This is a genomic window from Selenomonas sp. oral taxon 126 (assembly GCF_001683335.1).
Classification (GTDB): Bacteria; Bacillota; Negativicutes; order Selenomonadales; family Selenomonadaceae; genus Centipeda.
In genome coordinates, this window is sequence record NZ_CP016201.1 from 1419360 (window position 1) to 1438428 (window position 19069).

26 protein-coding genes and 1 other RNA gene are annotated in these 19069 nt (G+C 58.3%); 22 read left to right on the top strand and 5 right to left on the bottom strand.

Annotated elements, in window-relative coordinates:
• Positions 1-51 precede the first annotated feature (51 nt).
• From AXF19_RS06340 to AXF19_RS06355, 4 genes are all read right to left on the bottom strand, one after another.
• Positions 52-285: a type II toxin-antitoxin system MqsA family antitoxin gene (locus AXF19_RS06340; RefSeq protein WP_066846570.1), complete on the bottom strand. Its 234-nt coding sequence runs from the start codon at positions 283-285 to the stop codon at positions 52-54.
• Complete coding sequence (locus AXF19_RS15860) at positions 282-635, bottom strand: DUF4258 domain-containing protein (RefSeq protein WP_084784784.1); 354 nt, start codon at positions 633-635, stop codon at positions 282-284. Before AXF19_RS15860 ends, AXF19_RS06340 begins: the two co-directional genes overlap by 4 nt.
• A gap of 83 nt (positions 636-718) precedes the next feature.
• Positions 719-1231 (bottom strand): hypothetical protein, encoded by a 513-nt coding sequence (locus AXF19_RS06350; RefSeq protein WP_066846572.1) that lies wholly within the window; start codon positions 1229-1231, stop codon positions 719-721.
• A gap of 74 nt (positions 1232-1305) precedes the next feature.
• Positions 1306-1680 carry a helix-turn-helix domain-containing protein gene (locus AXF19_RS06355; protein ID WP_066846581.1) on the bottom strand — a complete coding sequence of 125 codons (375 nt, stop codon included), beginning with the start codon at positions 1678-1680 and terminating at the stop codon, positions 1306-1308.
• 160 nt (positions 1681-1840) lie between these two features.
• Here AXF19_RS06355 and AXF19_RS06360 point away from each other — a divergent pair, with 160 nt between their 5' ends.
• Entirely contained in the window at positions 1841-2053 is a 213-nt protein-coding gene (locus tag AXF19_RS06360; protein WP_066846584.1) for a hypothetical protein, read from the top strand.
• A 712-nt stretch (positions 2054-2765) separates the two neighbouring features.
• On the opposite strand, the gene AXF19_RS06370 is transcribed toward AXF19_RS06360, so the two are convergent.
• Entirely contained in the window at positions 2766-2951 is a 186-nt protein-coding gene (locus AXF19_RS06370) for a hypothetical protein (RefSeq protein WP_066846588.1), read from the bottom strand.
• An 83-nt stretch (positions 2952-3034) separates the two neighbouring features.
• On the opposite strand from AXF19_RS06370, the gene AXF19_RS06375 reads away from it, so the two are divergent.
• The 21 genes from AXF19_RS06375 to AXF19_RS06470 all read left to right on the top strand — a co-directional run bounded on the left by AXF19_RS06375 (position 3035) and on the right by AXF19_RS06470 (position 19068).
• An RNA gene (locus tag AXF19_RS06375) (hammerhead ribozyme type II) lies at positions 3035-3099 on the top strand.
• A gap of 55 nt (positions 3100-3154) precedes the next feature.
• A complete protein-coding gene (locus AXF19_RS06380; RefSeq protein WP_157092491.1) occupies positions 3155-3568 on the top strand; it encodes a helix-turn-helix domain-containing protein in 414 nt (137 codons plus the stop codon).
• Between the two features lie 21 nt (positions 3569-3589).
• Positions 3590-3736 carry a hypothetical protein gene (locus AXF19_RS14330; protein ID WP_157092492.1) on the top strand — a complete coding sequence of 49 codons (147 nt, stop codon included), beginning with the start codon at positions 3590-3592 and terminating at the stop codon, positions 3734-3736.
• Positions 3737-3749: 13 nt separating this feature from the next.
• On the top strand, positions 3750-4556 hold the full coding sequence (locus tag AXF19_RS06385; RefSeq protein ID WP_084784785.1) for a phosphoadenosine phosphosulfate reductase family protein: 807 nt from the start codon (positions 3750-3752) through the stop codon (positions 4554-4556).
• Positions 4557-4900: 344 nt separating this feature from the next.
• Complete coding sequence (locus tag AXF19_RS06390; protein ID WP_157092493.1) at positions 4901-5227, top strand: hypothetical protein; 327 nt, start codon at positions 4901-4903, stop codon at positions 5225-5227.
• A gap of 10 nt (positions 5228-5237) precedes the next feature.
• Positions 5238-6017 carry a ParA family protein gene (locus AXF19_RS06395; RefSeq protein WP_066846594.1) on the top strand — a complete coding sequence of 260 codons (780 nt, stop codon included), beginning with the start codon at positions 5238-5240 and terminating at the stop codon, positions 6015-6017.
• Positions 6018-6029: 12 nt separating this feature from the next.
• Positions 6030-7289, top strand: coding sequence for a DUF4406 domain-containing protein (locus AXF19_RS06400; protein ID WP_066846595.1), 1260 nt, complete (start codon positions 6030-6032; stop codon positions 7287-7289).
• Positions 7290-7301: 12 nt separating this feature from the next.
• Positions 7302-7769, top strand: coding sequence for a hypothetical protein (locus tag AXF19_RS06405; RefSeq protein WP_066846597.1), 468 nt, complete (start codon positions 7302-7304; stop codon positions 7767-7769).
• Between the two features lie 174 nt (positions 7770-7943).
• Positions 7944-8687, top strand: a complete 744-nt coding sequence (locus AXF19_RS06410; protein WP_157092494.1) for a rolling circle replication-associated protein — start codon at positions 7944-7946, stop codon at positions 8685-8687.
• Positions 8680-9051, top strand: a complete 372-nt coding sequence (locus tag AXF19_RS06415; protein WP_066846602.1) for a hypothetical protein — start codon at positions 8680-8682, stop codon at positions 9049-9051. Before AXF19_RS06410 ends, AXF19_RS06415 begins: the two co-directional genes overlap by 8 nt.
• Before the next feature lie 321 nt (positions 9052-9372).
• Positions 9373-9786 (top strand): hypothetical protein, encoded by a 414-nt coding sequence (locus AXF19_RS06420; RefSeq protein WP_216634984.1) that lies wholly within the window; start codon positions 9373-9375, stop codon positions 9784-9786.
• The gene (locus tag AXF19_RS06425; protein WP_237141721.1) at positions 9783-11198 is read left to right on the top strand and encodes a terminase; all 1416 of its coding nucleotides are present in this window, start codon (positions 9783-9785) and stop codon (positions 11196-11198) included. Before AXF19_RS06420 ends, AXF19_RS06425 begins: the two co-directional genes overlap by 4 nt.
• Positions 11199-11230: 32 nt before the next feature.
• Positions 11231-11443 carry a hypothetical protein gene (locus AXF19_RS06430; protein WP_066846612.1) on the top strand — a complete coding sequence of 71 codons (213 nt, stop codon included), beginning with the start codon at positions 11231-11233 and terminating at the stop codon, positions 11441-11443.
• Positions 11444-11451: 8 nt separating this feature from the next.
• Positions 11452-13209, top strand: a complete 1758-nt coding sequence (locus tag AXF19_RS06435; RefSeq protein WP_066846615.1) for a portal protein — start codon at positions 11452-11454, stop codon at positions 13207-13209.
• A gap of 9 nt (positions 13210-13218) precedes the next feature.
• Complete coding sequence (locus tag AXF19_RS06440) at positions 13219-13572, top strand: Bbp19 family protein (protein WP_066846618.1); 354 nt, start codon at positions 13219-13221, stop codon at positions 13570-13572.
• A complete protein-coding gene (locus AXF19_RS06445; RefSeq protein WP_066846621.1) occupies positions 13569-14270 on the top strand; it encodes a hypothetical protein in 702 nt (233 codons plus the stop codon). The genes AXF19_RS06440 and AXF19_RS06445 overlap by 4 nt, the downstream gene beginning before the upstream one ends.
• A 14-nt stretch (positions 14271-14284) precedes the next feature.
• The gene (locus AXF19_RS06450) at positions 14285-15310 is read left to right on the top strand and encodes a major capsid protein (protein WP_066846624.1); all 1026 of its coding nucleotides are present in this window, start codon (positions 14285-14287) and stop codon (positions 15308-15310) included.
• 17 nt (positions 15311-15327) lie between these two features.
• On the top strand, positions 15328-15672 hold the full coding sequence (locus AXF19_RS06455; RefSeq protein WP_066846627.1) for a hypothetical protein: 345 nt from the start codon (positions 15328-15330) through the stop codon (positions 15670-15672).
• A 32-nt stretch (positions 15673-15704) separates the two neighbouring features.
• Positions 15705-16301 (top strand): hypothetical protein, encoded by a 597-nt coding sequence (locus AXF19_RS06460; protein WP_066846630.1) that lies wholly within the window; start codon positions 15705-15707, stop codon positions 16299-16301.
• Between the two features lie 12 nt (positions 16302-16313).
• The gene (locus tag AXF19_RS06465) at positions 16314-18590 is read left to right on the top strand and encodes a hypothetical protein (RefSeq protein ID WP_066846633.1); all 2277 of its coding nucleotides are present in this window, start codon (positions 16314-16316) and stop codon (positions 18588-18590) included.
• A complete protein-coding gene (locus AXF19_RS06470) occupies positions 18583-19068 on the top strand; it encodes a hypothetical protein (RefSeq protein ID WP_066846636.1) in 486 nt (161 codons plus the stop codon). The genes AXF19_RS06465 and AXF19_RS06470 overlap by 8 nt, the downstream gene beginning before the upstream one ends.
• Position 19069: the final 1 nt, after the last annotated feature.

The window sequence follows — 19069 nt, forward strand, 5'->3', positions numbered from 1 at the left end:
TTTGCGGCGGCGGTAGAGGAGGAGGCTAATGCAGCCTTTTTTCTGCGTGCGTTATGCAGCAGGGCGATGCTCATAGTTCACAACAGACATTTCCGTCGGAGCGTGGCGCAGGGATTCGACAATCTGTTCAAGCACACGGGCAACCTCATCGTTATAGGTGGTATCCCCGCACTGGGAGCAGACGTAGGAAGGAACGTCCTTGATGATAATGATGTGATCTCCGAGGTCAACCATGAACGTGGTCTTTTTCTCCTCAAGCGATCCTTTGCACATAAAGCAGTTCACTGTGTTTTCTCCTTTCGTGTCTTTCCGTCGGATTCCCAACGTTCGGGATCTGGATTATAGGCAGTGATGAGATGAAGTCTGTCGATGCTGATGCCGCAGACGACATGAAGCCATGCGTTCTTTACCGTCACGCCGAAGATCAGATAGCTCGGATATGGATAGTCCTCGGGATAACGCTCGATAATTTCGCCGTTTGTCATGGTGTGCATCACGTCATCAATAGATATGCCGCGCTGGAATAATCTGGTGAGTATATGATTCGTCCATCGAAGTTGATGTGTAGCACATCGCTGGCGGATAGTCCTCAATATGGCACTGTCTTTTGCGTCATCGAAATCCAATATGTCCATAGGTTCACCTTCCTCCTACACAATATCGCTCTGATTGGCGACGGCTTTGCCGCTCAATACCGATTCAGCTGTCTGCTACATTGCTATATATCTGAATTGATGGGGGTGTTGGCAGAAATTTCAAGACGGTGTTCTTTTGCATAAGAACAAATTGATTTGAAGACAAAATCTCCATATGAATCAAGAATTATTTTTTCGGTATGATCTTTCCTAACGTCCTGTATTATATTTCCGTTTTTATCATAAAATACAAGTAGGTGTATCGTCTGCGTGCGCTCTGGTATAGAATAAGTTATTTGTGAGATACAATGATCTAGTGAGTAAAAACGGTCATCATTAAGTGATTTAACGACAGTATTAGCCCCTTCTTGTGTAAAGAATACCTTTTCCCAGAATAGAATTTTATCTGTATCTATTCCTTTTTTTATAGGGGAGATAGAATTTAACTTTACACCAAATTGAATAGTTTCTGTATCGAAAAAATATCCGAATTCGTCATTTGACGTAATCCATTGCCAATTTGCGGCAAAGGCTACGCTGGTGGAGAAGAGAAAATAGAGGACAACGAATGCGCATAGTGAAAAGATTTTTCTCATGACAATAACCTTCCTTTAGACATGTGCCTGTGATTCGATTTCGCTGCCTTATTCGGGTGGCTTTTTTGTGCCCGCTAGGATGCAGTAGTTTCGTCTGATGAGTCCTCTAGACCATTCCTCCGCTGCTCATAGACTGTGTCGACTACCCTATCCACCAACGCTCGCCCATTCTCGTCCAATGTGCGGTATTTTGTGATTAATTCGATTTCATGTACGCTGAAGGAGGTCGGGACGGTAGTTTCTTCACCCTTGTATTTGTTGTATACGTATTCGACTGGAACGTCCAGTACGCGACATACGCGGATGAGGACTTCGATGTCAACTTTCATGCTGTCACGGCGAATCATGCTGTATAGCGTTTGCGGTGAGATGGAGGCTTCTTGTGCCACTCTGTTGACGTTGGCTCCTTTTTTGTCTATGAGTTCGGATAAGATGCTGCCGATTCCCATGGATAAGCTCCTTTCAGTGGTGTTGATTTAACTATAAATCAGGATATATGGGAAGTCAACAGAAAAATATGCAGGTGAATAAGTTTTTCTTGACATATATATTCGATTGAATATAATTAGGTATAGGGATTATGCAAATGAATAAAAAGAGGGGTGCGCTATGTATCAAAATTTGAAGGTTCAGATGGCGGCACATAATGTGACGATAGAACAGCTGTCACGCTTGTTGAATGTTCATCGCAATACGGTTGCCAATAAGCTGGATGGCGGGGCTTTTACGATTGAGGAGGCGTTTGTCATTAAGGATTATTTGTTCCGTCAGTTTGATTTGTCCTATTTGTTCAAGCGTGAGGTGACGCCGCCCGCCGCTTAGTCCGGCGGTTGGCGGTAGGTCACTCCCCGCCCCGTTACGAGGCGAATCATGGTAGATAGCAATATCGGGCGGGGCGTGGTTGCCGTTTGCGGGAAGGAGGTGAGAGTGTGGTAACGCGTACAAAAAAAGTCCCCGAGATGGTATCGGTCACCATTTCAGGGAAAAAGATGAAGGAGCTTGAGCAGGCAATTCGACTCGTACTCCGCAAGGAGAACAGGAAACGCAAAGCCGAGGGGAAAAAGCGTCTCCCTTATCTGATTGTTACTTTGCCGGAACGCCGTCAATGTCATCGTAGTCAATGCCCTCATGAGGATCATCCGCAGAGGTGACTGCGATAAATGGGTCATCGCCATCGTCAGACTGCATAGGGCGAGGAGGTGAGGGGATGAAATGTCTGCAACGGTTTTGGTTGTGGTGGAACAATGCTCCGCCGGGGCAAATTGTTCGTGTGGCGATTCTTGTCACGGGAATAAATATCGCCATATTAGTGGCACACCTGTTAGTAATGTGGTGATGATTCCAAATTCGAAACTGTATGCACGGAAGGGAGGTGAGAGTGTGGTAACGCGTACAAAAAAATTCCCCGAGATGGTATCGGTCACCATTTCAGGGAAAAAGATGAAGGAGATTGAGCAGGCAATTCGTCTCGTTCTCCGCAAGGAGAACAGGAAACGCAAAGCCGAGGGAAAAAAGCGTCTCCCTTATCTGATTGTTACTTTGCCGGAACGCCGTCAATGTCATCGTAGTCAATGCCCTCATGAGGATCATCCGCAGAGGTGACTGCGATAAATAGGTCATCGCCATCGTCATGAATGGAGAGTTCGACCAAATGAACGCCGTCTTGACGGAGTTCTTTGACTCTCTCTCTAAGGTCTGAGACTTTGACAACAATGCTCATAGAAATCGCCTCCTTTCCGTGCTCATTATAGCAAAGAGGGGATGGGGGAACAACTTATACGGTGAGGAGGAGAGCAACAACACAGCCGAAACGGGCTTAGGCCCGTCCGCAGGGACTGACCGCCTTGCGCTGATGATGGCAGGTCACTCCCCGCCTCGTTACGAGGCGAATCATGGTAGATAGCAATATCGGGCGGGGCGTGGTTGCCAATAGGAGGTGAGGTTATGGCGAAGGCTGCGGTGGATGCGGTGGCGGCTGACTTCGCGGCGCGTCTGATGGCGGGCTTTGACAAGGTTGCTGATGAGCGCCTGGCGCAGAAGGTGGAGGCGCTCTCGGAGCGGATTCTTGCTCGTCTGCCGGAGGTGGTATTTCTGCCGCCGCCGCCCGCCGAATTTCCGGAGGAGCGGCTGCTGTCGGTGAAGGAGGTGGCGCGGCTGCTGGGTTGTTCTTCTCGTACGGTGCAGCTGCGGTTGGATCGCGGGGAGCTGGCGTATGTGCTGGAGCGCGGTTCTGAGTATCGAAAGGTGCCGTATAGTTGGGTGGTGGAGTATATCCACAATCTTCCACGTTTTACGGGGCCGCTGCATGCGCGCTGTGCGGTGGATGCGCCGGTTTGATGGGGCGGCGGAGGTGGTTGTATGGTCGGCATTTTCGGTTTGTTCTGTTCTTTTGGTTTCGTCGGGCGCTGCGCGCTGGTGTTGGTGCTGGGGGCGGCGCTGGGGCTGGGCTGTGGTCTGGGGGTGCGTCTGGCAGTGCGTTTGGCGACGGTGGGGTCGCTGCTGTAGGGAGGTGAAGAGGATGCTGAAAGAACTGACACTCTACGGCGAAGTCGACAAGGTACAGGTTGCAATCAAACGTCTGCGTCTGCATCAACCGCCCGAGGGCTACTACGTTGCTTTTTCGGGCGGCAAGGACAGCTGCGTTGTCCTTGCCCTGTGTCGCCGCGCGGCGGTGGACTATGACGTGCATTACAATATGACAACCGTAGACCCTCCCGAGCTAACACAATTTATCCGCAAGAAATACAAAGAAGCATGGGAGGGGCGTAACATCCCCGAAATCAACATGCACGACCTCATCATTGAAAAACGTATGCCCCCCACACGTCGCGCCCGCTACTGTTGTCAAGTATTCAAAGAGCAGGGCGGCAAAGGGCGGTTTGTCGTGACGGGCGTACGACACGCAGAATCGGCAAAGCGCGCAAAGCGGCAGATGGTCGAAGTATGCTTCCGTCAAACGGGAAAGCATTACCTTCACCCGATCATCGACTGGTCGGATGCGGATGTGTGGGAATACATCAAGACCTACAACGTCCCATACTGTAAGCTCTACGATGAGGGCTTTAGACGACTAGGATGTGTCATGTGTCCGTATCAGGGATCAGCGGGCATGAAGAGGGATGCCGAACGCTGGCCTCAATTTCGTTCCTATTACATCGATGCCTTCCAAAAAATGATCGACAAAAGGAGAGTAGATGGGTATCCAACGCAGTGGGAGACAGGCGCAGAGGTCATGCGTTGGTGGCTTGGCGAGGATAACCGTATCCAAGAGAACGATGCGCAGATCACGCTGTTTGGTTTGCGGATGGACGAGAGCAACGTCTGAGGATGGATAAATAGGATAGTCGATATACGACGCGTAGGAAGCTGAACAAGTACAACGTGCGGAAAACGACGGTGGGGTGGCTGCTGTAGGAGGGGATGCGGGTGGAGCTGGGGCTGAGGGCGCTGCTGATGCGGGAGCGGGAGCGGATGCGCTGTCGTCGTTTCCGGCGGGAGCTGATGTCGATTTATGCGGATAATCTTTGTCCGATTTGTGGGGGGCGGCATATGACGGGGGTGGTGTGCCGCCGTTATCGCGGGTGTGTGTGCGAGCGGCATTGTTTGAGCTGCGAGTTTCATGAGCCGATGTTTTGGCAGTGCCGTTTTCGGGAGAGGGAGCCGGTGGATATGCGTAAGTGGCGGATGGTCTGTGCGGCGAATGCGAAGGCCGAGCTGTGGGAGAAGCTGTATCGCTATCTGTGGATGCGGGATGATCCGCGTACGATGGCGGATGCCCGGATGGATGGGCGGTTTCCGCGCGGGATCCGGGCGGATGCAGAGGCGGCTGTTTCGGGGTGCGCGGAGCCGCGCTATCTCGTTGCGGATGAGGCGGATGCGGATGGGTTCTATGCGGTTACGGAGGCGGCGACGGGTGCTTTGCTGCCGTATGCGGCGCTGCAGGTTCCGGGGACGTGTCTGTGGGTGTGTGTGGAGTTTTTGCCACCGGAGGGGTAGGAGGTGCGCTGTGCGTATTCTGAATGTGTGTAATTTGAAGGGCGGTGTGGGCAAGACGATTACGGCGGTGAATCTGGCGTATGTGTTTGCCTATGTGCATGGTCTGCGGGTGCTGGTGGTGGATAATGATAAGCAGGGGAATGCGAGTCGGTTTTTCGGGGTGTTCGGCTATGAGCGGCGGTGTGTGGGGGATCTTTTGACGGGGGCGGCTGCGGCGGATGAGGTGGTGCAGGCGACGCGCTATGACCGGATTGATTGTGTTCCTGCGAATATGACGCTGCTGGAGGCGAATAAGGCGGTGCTGATGGATCCGCTGCGGCCGCAGCAGGGGCGGCTGAAGGAGGCGCTGAAGCCGCTGCAGGGGCGCTATGATTTCTGTGTTATTGATAATGCGCCGAATGAGGATATGAGTGTGATCAATGCGCTGGTGGCGGGGGATGATGTGCTGGTGCCGGTGAAGGTGGATCGGTTTACGTTCGACGGGGTGGATGAGTTGCTGCGCTGCATTGATGTGGTGCGGCGCAATTTCAATCCGCTGCTGCGGTTTTGCGGGTGTGTGATTACGAGTTTTCGCCGGAATGAGGTGAATGCGCAGGGGGCGGCGTTCCTTGCGGGGGCTGCGGGGTATCGGCTGCTGCAAACGCGGATCCGCTGGACGGATAAGGTGGATGAGTCAACGTTCGGTGCGCTGCCGGTGATGGTGCATTCGCCACGCTGCGGGGCGGCACGGGATTATGTGGCGCTGGCGCGGGAGTATTTGGGGATGTGTGATTTTGATGCGTGTGGATGAGGAGGGCTGATGATGGCGGGTTTTGATATGATGGCGCTGATGAATGAGGTGTCGCAGGGGGCGGCGGCGCAGGGCGGTGCGGCGCGGCGGCGCTATGAGGTGGTGTCGCTGCCGCTCGATCTGTTGGTGCCGAATCCGCTGAATGGGTATGTGGTGGATGGGGTTGATGAGCTGGCGGATGCGATTCTCCTCGCAGGGCGGGTGCTGCAGTGTGTGGTGGTGGAGCCGAAGGGGGCGGATGGCCGCTATGTGATTATCAGTGGGCACCGGCGCGTGCTGGCGTGCCGGAAGCTGGTGGAGGAGGGGCACGCGGAGTTCGCCGAGGTGCCGGCGTTGGTCGAGTATGAGAAGGATGCGTGTCTGCGGGAGCTGATGCTGATTTATTCAAATAGTTCGGCGCGGGTTCTCTCGGATGCGGAGAAGATGTATCAGGCGGAGCGGGCGACGCGGCTGCTGAAGGACTTGAAGGCGGCCGGGCGGTTGCAGGGGCGTGTGCGCGATGCGGTGGGGCGGATGCTGGGGGTTACGTCGGGGCAGCTGGCGCGCTATGCGGTGATTTCGGGCGGTCTCTCTAACGAGGGGCTGCGCAGGGGGTTCGAGGCGGGGCGGGTTGGTGTGAGTGTGGCGTATGAGGCGGCGTCTCTCACGCCCGAGGGGCAGGAGGAGGCTGCTGCGCGCCTCACGGCGGCGGGGGCGCTGTCGCTGCGGGATGTGGCGGAGCTGAAGGTGCAGGAGCGGAAGGTGCAGGAGGCTGCGCAGCGGGAGGTGCGGCGTAAGGAGGCTGTGCAGGAGGAGGTGCAGGGCGCCTCTGCGGGGGGCGGCGGTGATGCGTTCAAGGCGCCCCTTCCACCGCAAGCGGTCCCCCTCCCCCGTAGTGACGGGGGAGGCTCCGAGGTGCGGAAGGCGGGGCGTTTGCAGCGGTTTTATTTGTCGCATCCGTATACGGGGGATGAGGAGAAGAACAGGGCGGAGGCGGCGCGGATTCAGCGCTTTCTGCAGGAGCGTTTTCCTGATGTGGTGTTCTTCAATCCGCTGGCGATGTTTGCGCCGCTGGAGGGTGTGCCGTATGAGCAGGTGATGCGGCTGTGTATGGAGGTGCTGCGCTCGTGTGATGCGATTGTGATGGCGGGGCGGTATTCGTCGAGTAATGGCTGTCAGGAGGAGTATGCGGCGGCGCATGCGGCGCGGCTGCGGGTGCTGTTTTATGTGGGGGGCGATGCGCCTTTGTGTTCGTTGAAGGAGCTGCGCGCGCGTGAGGCGCGCAGATGGTGAGGAGGATGCGGTATGAAGAAGCGCAGGGTGACGCTGCTGAAGGTGAAGAAGGGTGTGTATACGGTGGGCTGGGAGGTGTTCCAACCGGCGACGAATGGGTATGATGCGTATCGGCTGGTGTGTGAGGATGTGCCGCGCCCGGAGCTGAAGGATACGCTCCAGGCGCTGGCGGTGTATGTGGCTGAGGTCTGTGAGCTGCCGAAGGAGGCGGCGGAGCGGATTTTGGTGTCGGGGGTTAAGCTGTCGCATAAGGGTGATAAGGTGTTTTGTGTGTCGATGATGGCGCAGTTTCTGCTGCATTCGAGTAAGGAGCCGCTGGTGCTGGATACGCCGCCGCGCCCGAATGTGGGGGAGGAGCACGCGTTCTGTATGAGTTCGGCGCTGGCGTATGATCTGAATATGCTGCTGGATGAGGTGTGGCGGTATGTGGATGGGGAGCGCGCGCAGGGGTCGCTGCAGTTCGAGAAGGATGTGGCGTGATTCTATCCGTCTTTGTGGTGTTTCTTTCTATATAGTATGTATCTGATCGGGCAGATGTGTGAATAAAATAGAATGAGGTTCATTTTATTCGTCGGGGGCGCTATGCCCTTGTCTGCTCGATTAAGGAATTAATATATCGACATAATTATGCATCTGCGGGGAGGTGGGGCGAAGATGGCATACATGCGTTCGAGTTGGATGTCTCATGATGGGCGGTTCCGTATCGAGAAGCGGTATTTTTCGCATCGTGCTGTTCCAAGTTCGCCCGAGGTGCGGGAGCAGCGGGCAAGGAAGCAAAATATGACGAGGGCGGCGCAGGCGGAGGTGAATCGGCGGCTGCGGGCGGAGAAGCTGTCGCGTCTCTTGCTGGATAATTTCACGTCCGGGGATTGGTATTTTACGCTGACGCTTGCGGAGGTGATGGATGCCGCTGCGCTGCAGGAGGCGTTTGCACAGTTTAAGCGGCGCGTGCGGGCGATCTACAGGAAGGCGGGGGTGCCGGCGCGATATATTTCTGTGCTGGAGAATCTCTCCGGCGGGGGGCGGCCGCATGGGCATATTCTGCTGCCGGCGCTGGGGAAGGCGGAGCTTGAAAGGATCAAGGCGCTGTGGCCGCATGGGAATGTGGAAGTGAAGCTGTACGGGGGGCATGTGCGGGATGCGGAGCGGCTGGCGGATTATTTCACGAAGGAAAAAATCGCGGCGCGTTCGGGGCGGATCCAGCCGAGCAGGAATCTGATCCGCACGGAGCCGAAGCGGTCGCGGGTGTCGCGTTCGGAGGTGTTCAAGCGGGAGATCGCTGCGCCAAAGGGCTATCGCCTGCTGAAGGATTTGTCGTATTCTACGTTTACGGCGGAGGGGTATCCGCTGGTGATTGCGTTTTTCGAGCGGATGCCGGAGGTGCGCGGGTATGGATAAGGGGGTGTTCGCGCGGGTGGATGCGATGCTGTATGCGGCGGAGGGTGCGGTGCGCTGCGCTCCGCGCTACGGGGTGCGTGCGGGGAGGGATCCGACGCCGGAGGATGCGCTGCGGAATTTGGAGGCGCGGGTGTGCCCTGATGTGCCGGAGGGGTGGCTGCGGGTGGCGGCGGCGGTGCGCGCGCATTTTGCCGGCTCGCGTGTGGGGGAGGTGTATGTGCGCCGTTATGTGCGGCGGCAGGGGTATCGGCGGGTGTGCCGGGAGCTGTTCCTGAGCCGCAATGCGTTCTATGAGGCGGTGCGGGAGGTGCGTTTTTTTGCGGTGGCGTGTGCGTGTCAGTTGGGGCTGATGCGCGTGTTTTAGTGCGCGTTTGGTATTTTTTCTAAGTCCTTTGTGTTTTCTGGGAATTTTTGTGAAAAATAGGTGTTATACTGGGTAGTGTAAGGGTCATGTGCCTCCGGGGCATGTGGCTTTTTTGTTGCCCCGAGGAAGGGGCGAAGATGCGGGGATTTTTTCGCCGGTTTTTGCGGCGGTGATTTTACACATGGAGGTGCCGAAAAAGGGCGGTCTGCCGGAAGGGGTGTGAGGGCAGGCGGCTCTAGGGAGGGGAGGGTGTTCGCTATGGCACGGCAGGTTTACAGTTTCATAAACTCGAGGCAGAAAAATAAGTTCTTAAATACTTATTTGACGACGGGGACGATCGGGTCGGCGGCGCAGGCGTGCGGGATGACGCGGCAGACGCACTATAACTGGCTGAAGGAGGATCCGTCGTACCGCAGGGCGTTCGAGGAGGCGAAGGTGATGGCGGGCGATATCCTCGAGGAGGAGGCGTTCCGCAGGGCGGTGGAGGGGTGTGAGGTGGGTGTGTACTATAAGGGCAGGAAGGTGGATTCGTACCGCAAGATGAGTGATGCGCTGCTGATTCTCCTCCTAAAGGGGGCAAAGCCGGATGTGTATGCGGAGCGGCAGGAGACGCGGATTTCAGGTGAGCTGACGCTGAATATGGCGGCGGCGCTGAAGGATGCGCGGGAGCGGATTAAGAATGCGGCGGGCGCTGCTGCGGATAAGGGGGCGGATGTGCTTTGCGGCGGGAGTTGATTGAGTTTCTGGCCGCGCTCGCGTATGATCCTGTGGCGTTTGTGTATGGGGCGTTCCCGTGGGGGGAGGGTGATCTCAAAGGGCAGGAGCCGCAGGTGTGGCAGCTGGATCTGCTCGCGGATGTCCGCGATGGTCTGAAAGTCCCGGGGCAGGTGATCCGCGAGGCGGTTGCATCAGGCCACGGGATCGGCAAGTCTGCGCTTGTTGCGTGGCTGGTGCTCTGGGCGATCGCAACGCATGAGGATACGCGCGGGGTGGTGACGGCGAATACGGATACGCAGCTCAAGAGTAAGACGTGGCCGGAGCTTGCGCGCTGGTATGAGCGGTTTATCGCGAAGGAGTTGTTTACGTATACGGCGACGGCGATTTTTTCGAATGAGCCGGGGCATGAGCGGACGTGGCGGGTGGATGCGATTCCGTGGAATGAGCATCACAGTGAGTCGTTTGCGGGTCTGCACAATCAGGGGAAGCGGATTCTCTTGGTGTTCGATGAGGCGTCGGCGATTGCGAATGTGATTTGGGAGGTGGCGGAGGGTGCGCTGACGGACAGGGATACGGAGGTTGTATGGTGTGCGTTCGGGAATCCGACGCGTACGAGCGGGCGGTTCTATGACTGTTTCCACCGTGACCGCGCGCTCTGGCATACGCGGCAGGTGGACAGCCGCTCGGTTGCGATCAGCAATAAGGAGCTGATCGCGGAGTGGGCGCGGACGCGGGGTGAGGACAGCGATTTTTTTAAGGTGCGTGTGCGCGGGGTGTTTCCGTCGGCGTCGGAGCTGCAGTTTATTTCGTCGGCGCTGGTGGAGGCGGCGGTGCAGCGGGTGGTTCATCCGCATGAGTTCGATTTCGCACCTGCTGTTATCGGGGTGGATCCTGCGTGGACGGGGGAGGACAGTCTCGAGGTTTTCCTCAGGCAGGGGTCGATGTGCCGTCATCTGGCGTCGTATGAAAAAAACGATGATGATGTGTATATGGCGGAGCGCATCGCTTACCTCGAGGATAAGTATCATGCGGTGTCGGTGAATATTGATCAGGGCTATGGGACGGGGATCTATTCTGTCGGCCGCAATATGGGGCGCGCGTGGCATTTGGTGTCGTTCGCAGGCAAACCCCGCGATGATTACTATGCGAATAAGCGTGCCGAGATGTGGGGCGATATGAAGGAGTGGATTAAGTCGGTGGGGGCGCTGCCGGATGATGAAGAGCTGCGCGATGATCTGACGGGTCCGGAGGCGTTCGTGAATGGCAGCGGGCGTTTGCAGCTGGAGTCGAAGGCGGATATGAAAAAGCGCGGGCTTGCCTCGCCGAATAAGGCGGATGCGCTGGCGCTGACGTTTGCGTTTCCTGTCAGGGCGTCTCCGCGCGCGCGGGGGGCTGCGATGTGCAATACGGTGTATGATCCGTTTGCATAGGGGTTGGTGCTCGGATGAAGGGGGGTGATGCGATGTGCAGCGGAGGTGGTGGCGGCGGTTATACGCCGCCGCCGAAGGTGGATCCTGCGCCGACGCCGGTGCAGTCGTCGGATGTTGGCGTGAAGGATAATGCGTCGGGGGCGCAGAGGCGCAGGCGCGGGCGCAGTTCGACGATGCTTTCGAGTGACCGCGATACGATTCTTGGGACGCTCGCCGGAGGCGGTTCCCGTACGACGCTCGGTTAGGAGGATGTATGCAGGAGGAGTTTTCTAAAGGGGCGCGGCTGCCCCCGCTGATTCGTGCTTCGGATGTTGCGGCGCGTCTTTCTCTCAGGCGCAGGGAGATCGCGCTGTCGGTGCGGCAGCTGATGGAGAAGCGCCATACGTATGAGGGGCGCTGGAAGGAGATTCGCAGGTTCCAGCTGCCGTATATCGGGGCGTTCGACGGTGTGGATGATGAGTCGAATGCGGGAAGACGCAAGGATACGGGTGTCTGGCATAACTGTGCATGGGACTGTAATCAGATTTTTGCGGCGGGGGTGATGGGCGGTCTTACGCCGCCGTCGCGCCGCTGGTTCCGTCTGGATTTTGCAAACCGCGATCTGAAGGATAATTCCGATCTTGGGCGGATTCTGGATGTGCGGATGGAAGTTATGGCGGATGTGCTGGAAAAGAGTAATTTCTATACGGCGGTGCACAGTTGCTATCTGGAGCTTGCGTTCGGGCAGGCGCCGCTCGGGATTTTCCCGGATGCGCAATACGGGGTGCATTTCGTTCCGTACCCGATCGGCAGCTATGCGATGGAGAATGGTTCCGACGGGTCGGTGCAGTCGTTCTGCCGCCGCTGGAAGATGTCGGCGGCGCAGCTGGTGGATAAGTTCGGGGCGGAGAATGTGCCGGAGTATGTCCGCGATGAGCTGGCAAATGGGCCGGGGATGAAGGCGGATCATTCTGTGATCTGGTATGTGGGGGCGAATCGCTGTCACGATCCCGCGCGGCTTGGCAGCTGCTATCTGCCCTATCTGTCGGTTTACTATGTGGAGGGGGCTGCTGAGGAGGAGTTTCTCCATGTGGGCGGGTTCCATGAGTGGCCGGTGCCGGTTGCCCGCTATCTGATTACGGGCAATGAGAGTTATGGCAAGGGACCCGGCTGGTTCGCGGAGGGGGATGCGAAGGTGCTGCATCTCCTGGAGAAGGATAAGCTAACGATGGTGGAGCTGGCGGTGAAGCCTCCTGTGGCTGCGACGCCTGATCTTGCGATGAAGGGGATCAATCTGGTGCCGGGCGGCAAGACGTTTGTGGAGCAGCGCGATGCGGTGATGCCGCTGTTTCAGGTGCAGGGGAATTTGGAGCATCTGAAGGAGGTGGTGGCAGATGTGACGACGCGCATTAAGCGCGCGTACAGTGCGGATCTGTTTATGATGCTGGAGCAGCAGGATAAGAGTATGACGGCGCGTGAGGTGCTGGAACGCACGCAGGAGAAGATGAATATTCTGGGGCCTGTGGTGCAGCGGATGCAGTTCGAGTTCCTGGGGCGGATTATCGAGCGGGTTTACAATATTCTCGACCGCGCGCGGATGTTCCCGGAGCCGGAGGATCCTCAGATGGCAGAGGTTCTGCGCGATGAGGAGCTACGGATTGAGTATATTTCTCCGCTTGCGCAGGCGCAGAAGATGTCGGGGCTGGTGAATATTGAGCAGGCGGTTGCGTTCGTGGCACAGATTGCGCAGTTCCATCAGGATGTTCTGGATAAGGTGGACTGGAATGAGTCGGTGAATCGCTATTTCGATATGCTGGGCGCGCCTGCGGCGATGAAGCGGACGGATGATGCGTTTGCAGAGATTCAGGAGCAGAAGCGCGCGGCTGCCGAGAAGGCGCAGGAGATGCAGGAGGCTGCCGCGATGGCCGAGATGGCGGCTCCGGCTGCGCAGGCGGCGAAGAATGCGACGGAGGCGGCAAGGGGCGGCAATCCCGCGCTGCAGCAGCTGCTCGGTATGGGGGCGGTCGGATAGGAGGTTGCGATGGTATACGAGGGGGCTCCCGCTGATCAGATGCGGCGGATTGCAGATGGCAAGATTGCGGTGAAGGATCGGGCGGCGCTTCTCTATCTGCTGGATGCGCCGGAGGGACGCTGGTTCCTGATGCGGCTGTTTGAGCGCTGTCATCTCCTCGGCGGTGCGCTGCCTGCGGATGATGTGAATGTGCTGCTGATCCGCGAGGGGGAGCGGCGTGTGGGGCTGCATATCCAAAAGCTGGTGACGGATGATCCGGCGGCTCTGTCGGCACGGCAGGAGGCGGAGCGCGAGTATTATGCGTTTCTGCATGAGCTGCAGGAGCTGATTGCGGCGGTGGAATCGAAGGAGGAAGGCATATGAGTGTGTTTTTTGATTTGCAGAACTTTGCCGAAGGCGCGGATGGCGGTGCTGCTGCCCCTGAGCAGGGTGCAGGAGGCGGGGACGGTCAAGGCGCACCTGCCCCGGCTGCGGGTGCAGCAGGCGGTGCGGATGCCGCTGCGGGTGCGGATGGCACAAAGCCGGGCGGCGGTACGATTCTGGGCGGCACGGGTAAGGATGGTGCTGCTGCGGAGGGCGACGGCTCTCCCGCCGGTGTGCCGGATGTCTATGATTTCAAGGCGGTTGTGCCCGATGGGATGGACTATGATGAGAAGGCGGCGGCTGCGTTCGGTGAGGTGGCGCGAAAGGCGGGGCTGTCGCAGGAGCAGGCGGGCGCTGTTGCCGCGTATGGGCTGCAGTATATGCAGGAGGGTGTGGATGCGGCGATGCAGGCGGTCTATGAGACGCAGTCGGCTTGGGCGGATGCTGCGCGCACGGAGCTCGGCGGGCAGTTCGAGGCGACGGTCGCGCGGGCGGCTGCGGCGCGCGATGCGCTCTCTACGAAGGTGCCGGGGCTCTCGGCGATGCTGAATGAGACGGGGGCGGGCAATCGCGTCGAGATGATCCGTTTGATGGCGGCTGTGGGTGAGCTGATCGGGGAGGATGGCGGTGTGCGCGGCGGCGCTGCTCCCGCAGAGAAGTCGATTTATCCGAATACGGATTTCAGCAGGTATAACTAAGGAGGTAGTAGGCTATGGCAACGCTTGGTACGCAGGCGCTGACGCTTTCGGATCTCAGGAAGCGTCTGGCGCCGGATGGGAGTGTGGATTTTATTATCGAGGCGCTTTTGAATGCGAATCCCATCATGGATGATGTTACGTGGAAGATGGGCAATCTGCCGACGGGGAACCGCACGACGGTGCGCACGTCGATGCCGAAGCCCTCGGTGCGCCGCATCAATCGCGGTGTGCCCCGGCACAAGTCGACGACGAAGCAGGTGCAGGATACGTGTATTATTCTCGAGGATCGTTCCTGTGTGGATATCGAGGAGATTGCGCTGGCGCCGAACGGGGAGCAGTTCCGCCGCAGCGAGGACGCCGCATTCGTCGGCGGGTTCTCGGATGCGATTGCGGCGAATATTTTTTACGGCAACGCAGACGATGATCTGGATACGTTCAACGGGCTGTCGATGCGCTATGATGTGGCGGGCGGTGTGAAGAATACGCCTGGCTATCAGGTGATCGCGGGGATGACGGCGAATGCGGGGGCGAAGAATACGTCGGCGTTCCTTGTCGGCTGGGGGACGCATGCGACGAGCGGGATTTATCCGAAGAATTCGAAGGCGGGTCTGAAGCAGCGCGATCTTGGGGAGCAGACGGTGCAGGATAAGGACGGCAATGAGTATCAGGCGCTGACGACTCTCTTTACGTGGAAGGCGGGGCTCTCGGTCGGGGATATCCGCGCGAATGCGCTGGTGCGTAATGTCGATGTGGCGAAGATCACGGGGAAGATGTCGGCGGCGGATAAGCTGGCGCTGATTGAGAAGTTCGTTGTGGCGAAGAACCGTATCCGGGCACTCAAGTCCCGCGATAAGCGCGTGGTGATGTATGTGTCGGAGTCGCTCTACAACTGGTTTGAGATTTATCTGCTGGATAAGACGAATGTGCATGTGACGCGTCAGGAGCTGGCAGCGGATGTGCCGCGCCTGTATTTCGGCGGGATTGAGATCAAGATGTGTGACGCGATCTCCGATGAGGAGTCGGCGGTGCCGATGGTGTGACGGAAGGAGGAAGTACGATGGCGATTTTGGACGGAGAGAATCTGTTTTACGATAAGAAGCCGCTCTCTGCGGGGGAGCTGGTGTCGGATGTACTGCAGGTGGGTCCCGGGGATGCGGGGGATCCTTTGGTTCTGGTGCTGCGCGTGAAGGATGCGGGTACGGGGACGTTCAAGTCGGTGTTGGAGACGGCGGCGACGGCGGATTTTGCGTCGCCGAAATCGCTCGCTGCGTATGAGCAGGTGCCTCTCTCGGTGCATCTCCCGCGCGGGAATCTGGGCTATCTGCGTATCAGGGGGACGAGTACGTTCTCCAAGGGGTCGGTGACGGCGGGGCTTGTGCTGGATGATGATGTAGATCGCTAGAGGCAGGATGGCGGCGGGGTGAGGTGTGCGCGATGAATGTGACGGAGATTTGTAATCTGGCGCTGTCGTATATCGGCAAGGGCAGGATCAACAGTCTGGACGATGCATCGGAGGAGGCGAAGAAGTGCCGGGTGCACTATGATCATGACCGCCGCCGTCTGCTGATGATGTTCCCGTGGGGGTTCGCCAAACGGACGGAGAAGCTGGCTCTTTTGGAGGCGTCTGTGCCGGGCTGGCGCTATGTGTATGCGTTTCCCGCCGGCTGTCTCTGGGTGCGCTATGTGTTCGATGCCCCGCATGCCCGTGAGAAGGCGGCGGATCGGCAGGAGTTCGAGGCGGTGCTGTTCGGCGCTGCGATGCGCGCGGTGGCGACGGATGTGCCGCTTGCCTATGCGCAGTTTGTGGCGGATGTGCGCGATACGGATTTTTTCTCTGCGCTTTTTGTGGAGGCGCTGTCGCATTTGCTCGCCGCTTCGATTGCGATGGGGGTGACGGGCAGTGCTTCTTTGGCAGAGCAGCAGCTGCGGCTTTGCTCTGCGGCGGTGGAGCAGGCGCGCTGTTTGGCGGCGCTCGAGGAGGAGTCTGATATGCGTTATCCGCGTAAGTATCAGGATGCGCGGTTTTCCTAGGAGGTGGCTGTGATGGCGGGAGAGGTTCCGTTCTATGCAATCCAACCTGCGTTTACGGCGGGGGAGGTGTCGGAGGAGGTTGCCTCGCGGGTGGATCTGGATAAGTATCAGCTGGCGCTTCTCCTGGCTGAGAATGCGATTATCCGTCCGTATGGGCCGGTGTATAAGCGCCCGGGGTCGCTCTGCTGCGGGCAGGTGCACGCGGGCGGGGATGTGCTGCTCTATCGCTTTGAGTATGATGTGGCGCTTGCCTATCTCTTGGAGATTGGTGAGCGCTATGTTCGTATTTGGAAGGATGGTGCGCTGCTCTGCCGTGCCGGGGTGCCGATTGTGCTTTCGACGCCGTACGCGGCGGCGGATTTGCATCGGCTGCGGTTTGTGCAGTCGGTGGATGTGCTCTATATCTGTTCGGGTGTTTTTCCTGTGATGCAGCTGGCGCGGTTCTCGGAGGCCGATTGGCGGTTTTCGGAGGTGCTCTGGTCGTATCCGCCGTTCGGTGATGTGAATCCCGATGAGGAGGCGACGATTTCTCCGTCGGCTGCTGTGGGGGATGTGACGCTGACGGCGGCGCGCGATGTGTTTTCGTCTGCGGATGTGGGCGATCTGATGAAGTTTTCGCAGTATGTGAATGGCGATACGGTGACGATGGAGGCGGAGGGGTCTGAGGAAAGCCGCCCGGTGGCGGTGGGCAAGACGTGGAAGGTGATTACGCATGGGTCGTGGTCGGGCAAGGTGACGGTGCAGCATTCGGCGGATGATGGGGCGTCGTGGGTGGATCTCAGGACGTATTCGGGGCGGGATGACTATAATCCGACGGAGAGCGGCGATGTGGATGCGTACAGTCTGCTGCGGATTCGTGCGGGAATCACGAAGGGAAGGTGCTATGTGAGTCTTTCGTCGTTCCCGTACCGGCACGAGGGCTATGTGCGCCTGACGGGGGTAACGGATGCGCGGCATGCGTCCGCCCATGTGGTGCGGCGGCTCGGGGGGACGGAGGCGACGGCGGATTGGTTCCGGGGGGCGTGGAGTGCGGTGAACGGTTATCCGCGCTGTGCGGCGTTCTTTCAGGATCGGCTCTGTTTCGGCGGCAATGCCCGCTATCCGCAGCGGCTCTGGATGAGCAGGAGCGGGGATTATACGGATTTTTCGGTGGATAAGGAGCAGGGTACGGTGACGGATGACAGTGCGGTGTCGGTGGATCTGCTGTCTCGTCAGGCGTATTCGATTTCCCATATGGATGTGGGCAATGATTTGCTGGTGTTTACGGATGGGAATACGTGGTCGATCTCAGGGTCTGAGACGGTGAAGCCGTCGAATGTGACGCCGAAGAATCAGGAGGGCTATGGGGCGAGTGATGTGCCGCCGCTGCGCGTGGGCAATCGGGTGGTGTATGTGCAGCGGCGCGGTGCGATGATCCGCGATACGGGCTATTCGTATGAGAGTGACGGCTATGTGGGGGCGGATTTGACGCTGCTGGCGAAGGATTTGCTGCGCGGGCATAGGGTGGTGAGTGCCGCCTATGCGCAGGAGCCGGATTCTCTGCTGTATTTTGTCCGTGAGGATGGGGTGCTGCTGTGTCTGACGTATGTGCAGGAGCAGAAGGTGTTTGCTTGGAGTCATTTTGTGACGCATGGCAAGTATCGGGCGGTCTGTGCGGTGAATGAGGCGGAGCGCGATGTGGTGTATGTGGTGGTGGAACGCAGGCTTGGCGGCGCTACGGTGCTGCTGCTCGAACGCTTTGCCCCGATGCCGGTGTCTGCCTCCCAGCAGGATTATGTGATGGCGGATGCGGCGTTTGTGGAGTGCCGCGATGTGCCATCGAGGCGCATTCCGGGGGCGGATGTGCTGGCGGGTGAGGAGGTGGTGGTTCTCGCGGACGGGTATTTCCATGAGCGGATGAAGCTGTCGGAGGATTCGGTGCTGCCCGCGCCTGCGCGCTGTGTGATGGTGGGGCTGCCGTATGTGATGCGCCTCACGCAACCGAATTTCGATGCGGGGATGACGCCCGCGGGGTCGCTGCAGGGGCGCAGGAAGCTGATCTCAACGGCGATTCTGCGGCTGGTGCGTTCGTTCGGCGGGGCGGTGGGTTCGCTCCCGGATTTGATGAATGCGATTGTGTATGATGATGAGCGGATGGAGTTGGGCGAGGATGTGCTCTATTCGGGGGATATATCTGTAACGCTGTCTGCCGGCGGTTGGGATACACAGGGGCGTGTCTATATCAATCATGATGTGCCGTATCCGTTTTCTCTGTCGGCGCTGATCAGGGAGGTGTCGTTCGGTGGGTAGGTATGAGATTAAGAAGATTACGAAGCAGAAGCGCAAGGAGCAGTTGGTGATGACGCTGCTGCGTGAGCTGCGTGCGCCGGATTTGCGGGAGCTGGCGGCTGCGGTGCATCTGTCGGGGTCGGTGGAGCGTGAGGTGTATGATTCGGTGTTTCTCTCGGAGGAGTGTTTTGCCGCCTATGACCGCACGGGGCTGGTGGCGATCTGGGGGCACCGCGCTGTGGCGGGGACGCCGGGGCGCCTGATCTGGTGTCTCGGGACGGAGCGCGTGGCAAGGAATCGCTATGCGTTTGCCCTGGAGTCGAGGCGGATTCTCTCGGACTGGGCGAACAGGTTCGGTGTGCTCTATAACGCTGTCGGTGCGTTCAATGTGGATGCGCTCCGCTGGCTGAAGTTCTGCGGGGCGGTGTTTCACCGTGAGATTATGGTCGGCAGTGAGCGCTTTGTTCCATTTACGATTGAGGGAGAGGGGAGGCGGTAGT

Excerpts from the sequence above, each read along its gene's own strand:
- AXF19_RS06460 (WP_066846630.1), top strand. The coding sequence starts at position 15,705 with ATGAATGTGACGGAGATTTGTAATCTGGCGCTGTCGTATATCGGCAAG.
- AXF19_RS06410 (WP_157092494.1), top strand. The coding sequence starts at position 7,944 with ATGGCATACATGCGTTCGAGTTGGATGTCTCATGATGGGCGGTTCCGT.
- AXF19_RS06435 (WP_066846615.1), top strand. The coding sequence starts at position 11,452 with ATGCAGGAGGAGTTTTCTAAAGGGGCGCGGCTGCCCCCGCTGATTCGT.
- AXF19_RS06430 (WP_066846612.1), top strand. The coding sequence starts at position 11,231 with ATGTGCAGCGGAGGTGGTGGCGGCGGTTATACGCCGCCGCCGAAGGTG.
- AXF19_RS06415 (WP_066846602.1), top strand. The coding sequence starts at position 8,680 with ATGGATAAGGGGGTGTTCGCGCGGGTGGATGCGATGCTGTATGCGGCG.
- AXF19_RS14330 (WP_157092492.1), top strand. The coding sequence starts at position 3,590 with ATGGTCGGCATTTTCGGTTTGTTCTGTTCTTTTGGTTTCGTCGGGCGC.
- AXF19_RS06455 (WP_066846627.1), top strand. The coding sequence starts at position 15,328 with ATGGCGATTTTGGACGGAGAGAATCTGTTTTACGATAAGAAGCCGCTC.
- AXF19_RS06360 (WP_066846584.1), top strand. The coding sequence starts at position 1,841 with ATGTATCAAAATTTGAAGGTTCAGATGGCGGCACATAATGTGACGATA.
- AXF19_RS06370 (WP_066846588.1), bottom strand. The coding sequence starts at position 2,951 with ATGAGCATTGTTGTCAAAGTCTCAGACCTTAGAGAGAGAGTCAAAGAA.
- AXF19_RS06350 (WP_066846572.1), bottom strand. The coding sequence starts at position 1,231 with ATGAGAAAAATCTTTTCACTATGCGCATTCGTTGTCCTCTATTTTCTC.
- AXF19_RS06450 (WP_066846624.1), top strand. The coding sequence starts at position 14,285 with ATGGCAACGCTTGGTACGCAGGCGCTGACGCTTTCGGATCTCAGGAAG.
- AXF19_RS06355 (WP_066846581.1), bottom strand. The coding sequence starts at position 1,680 with ATGGGAATCGGCAGCATCTTATCCGAACTCATAGACAAAAAAGGAGCC.
- AXF19_RS15860 (WP_084784784.1), bottom strand. The coding sequence starts at position 635 with ATGGACATATTGGATTTCGATGACGCAAAAGACAGTGCCATATTGAGG.
- AXF19_RS06405 (WP_066846597.1), top strand. The coding sequence starts at position 7,302 with ATGAAGAAGCGCAGGGTGACGCTGCTGAAGGTGAAGAAGGGTGTGTAT.
- AXF19_RS06465 (WP_066846633.1), top strand. The coding sequence starts at position 16,314 with ATGGCGGGAGAGGTTCCGTTCTATGCAATCCAACCTGCGTTTACGGCG.
- AXF19_RS06445 (WP_066846621.1), top strand. The coding sequence starts at position 13,569 with ATGAGTGTGTTTTTTGATTTGCAGAACTTTGCCGAAGGCGCGGATGGC.
- AXF19_RS06390 (WP_157092493.1), top strand. The coding sequence starts at position 4,901 with ATGCGTAAGTGGCGGATGGTCTGTGCGGCGAATGCGAAGGCCGAGCTG.
- AXF19_RS06400 (WP_066846595.1), top strand. The coding sequence starts at position 6,030 with ATGGCGGGTTTTGATATGATGGCGCTGATGAATGAGGTGTCGCAGGGG.
- AXF19_RS06385 (WP_084784785.1), top strand. The coding sequence starts at position 3,750 with ATGCTGAAAGAACTGACACTCTACGGCGAAGTCGACAAGGTACAGGTT.
- AXF19_RS06440 (WP_066846618.1), top strand. The coding sequence starts at position 13,219 with ATGGTATACGAGGGGGCTCCCGCTGATCAGATGCGGCGGATTGCAGAT.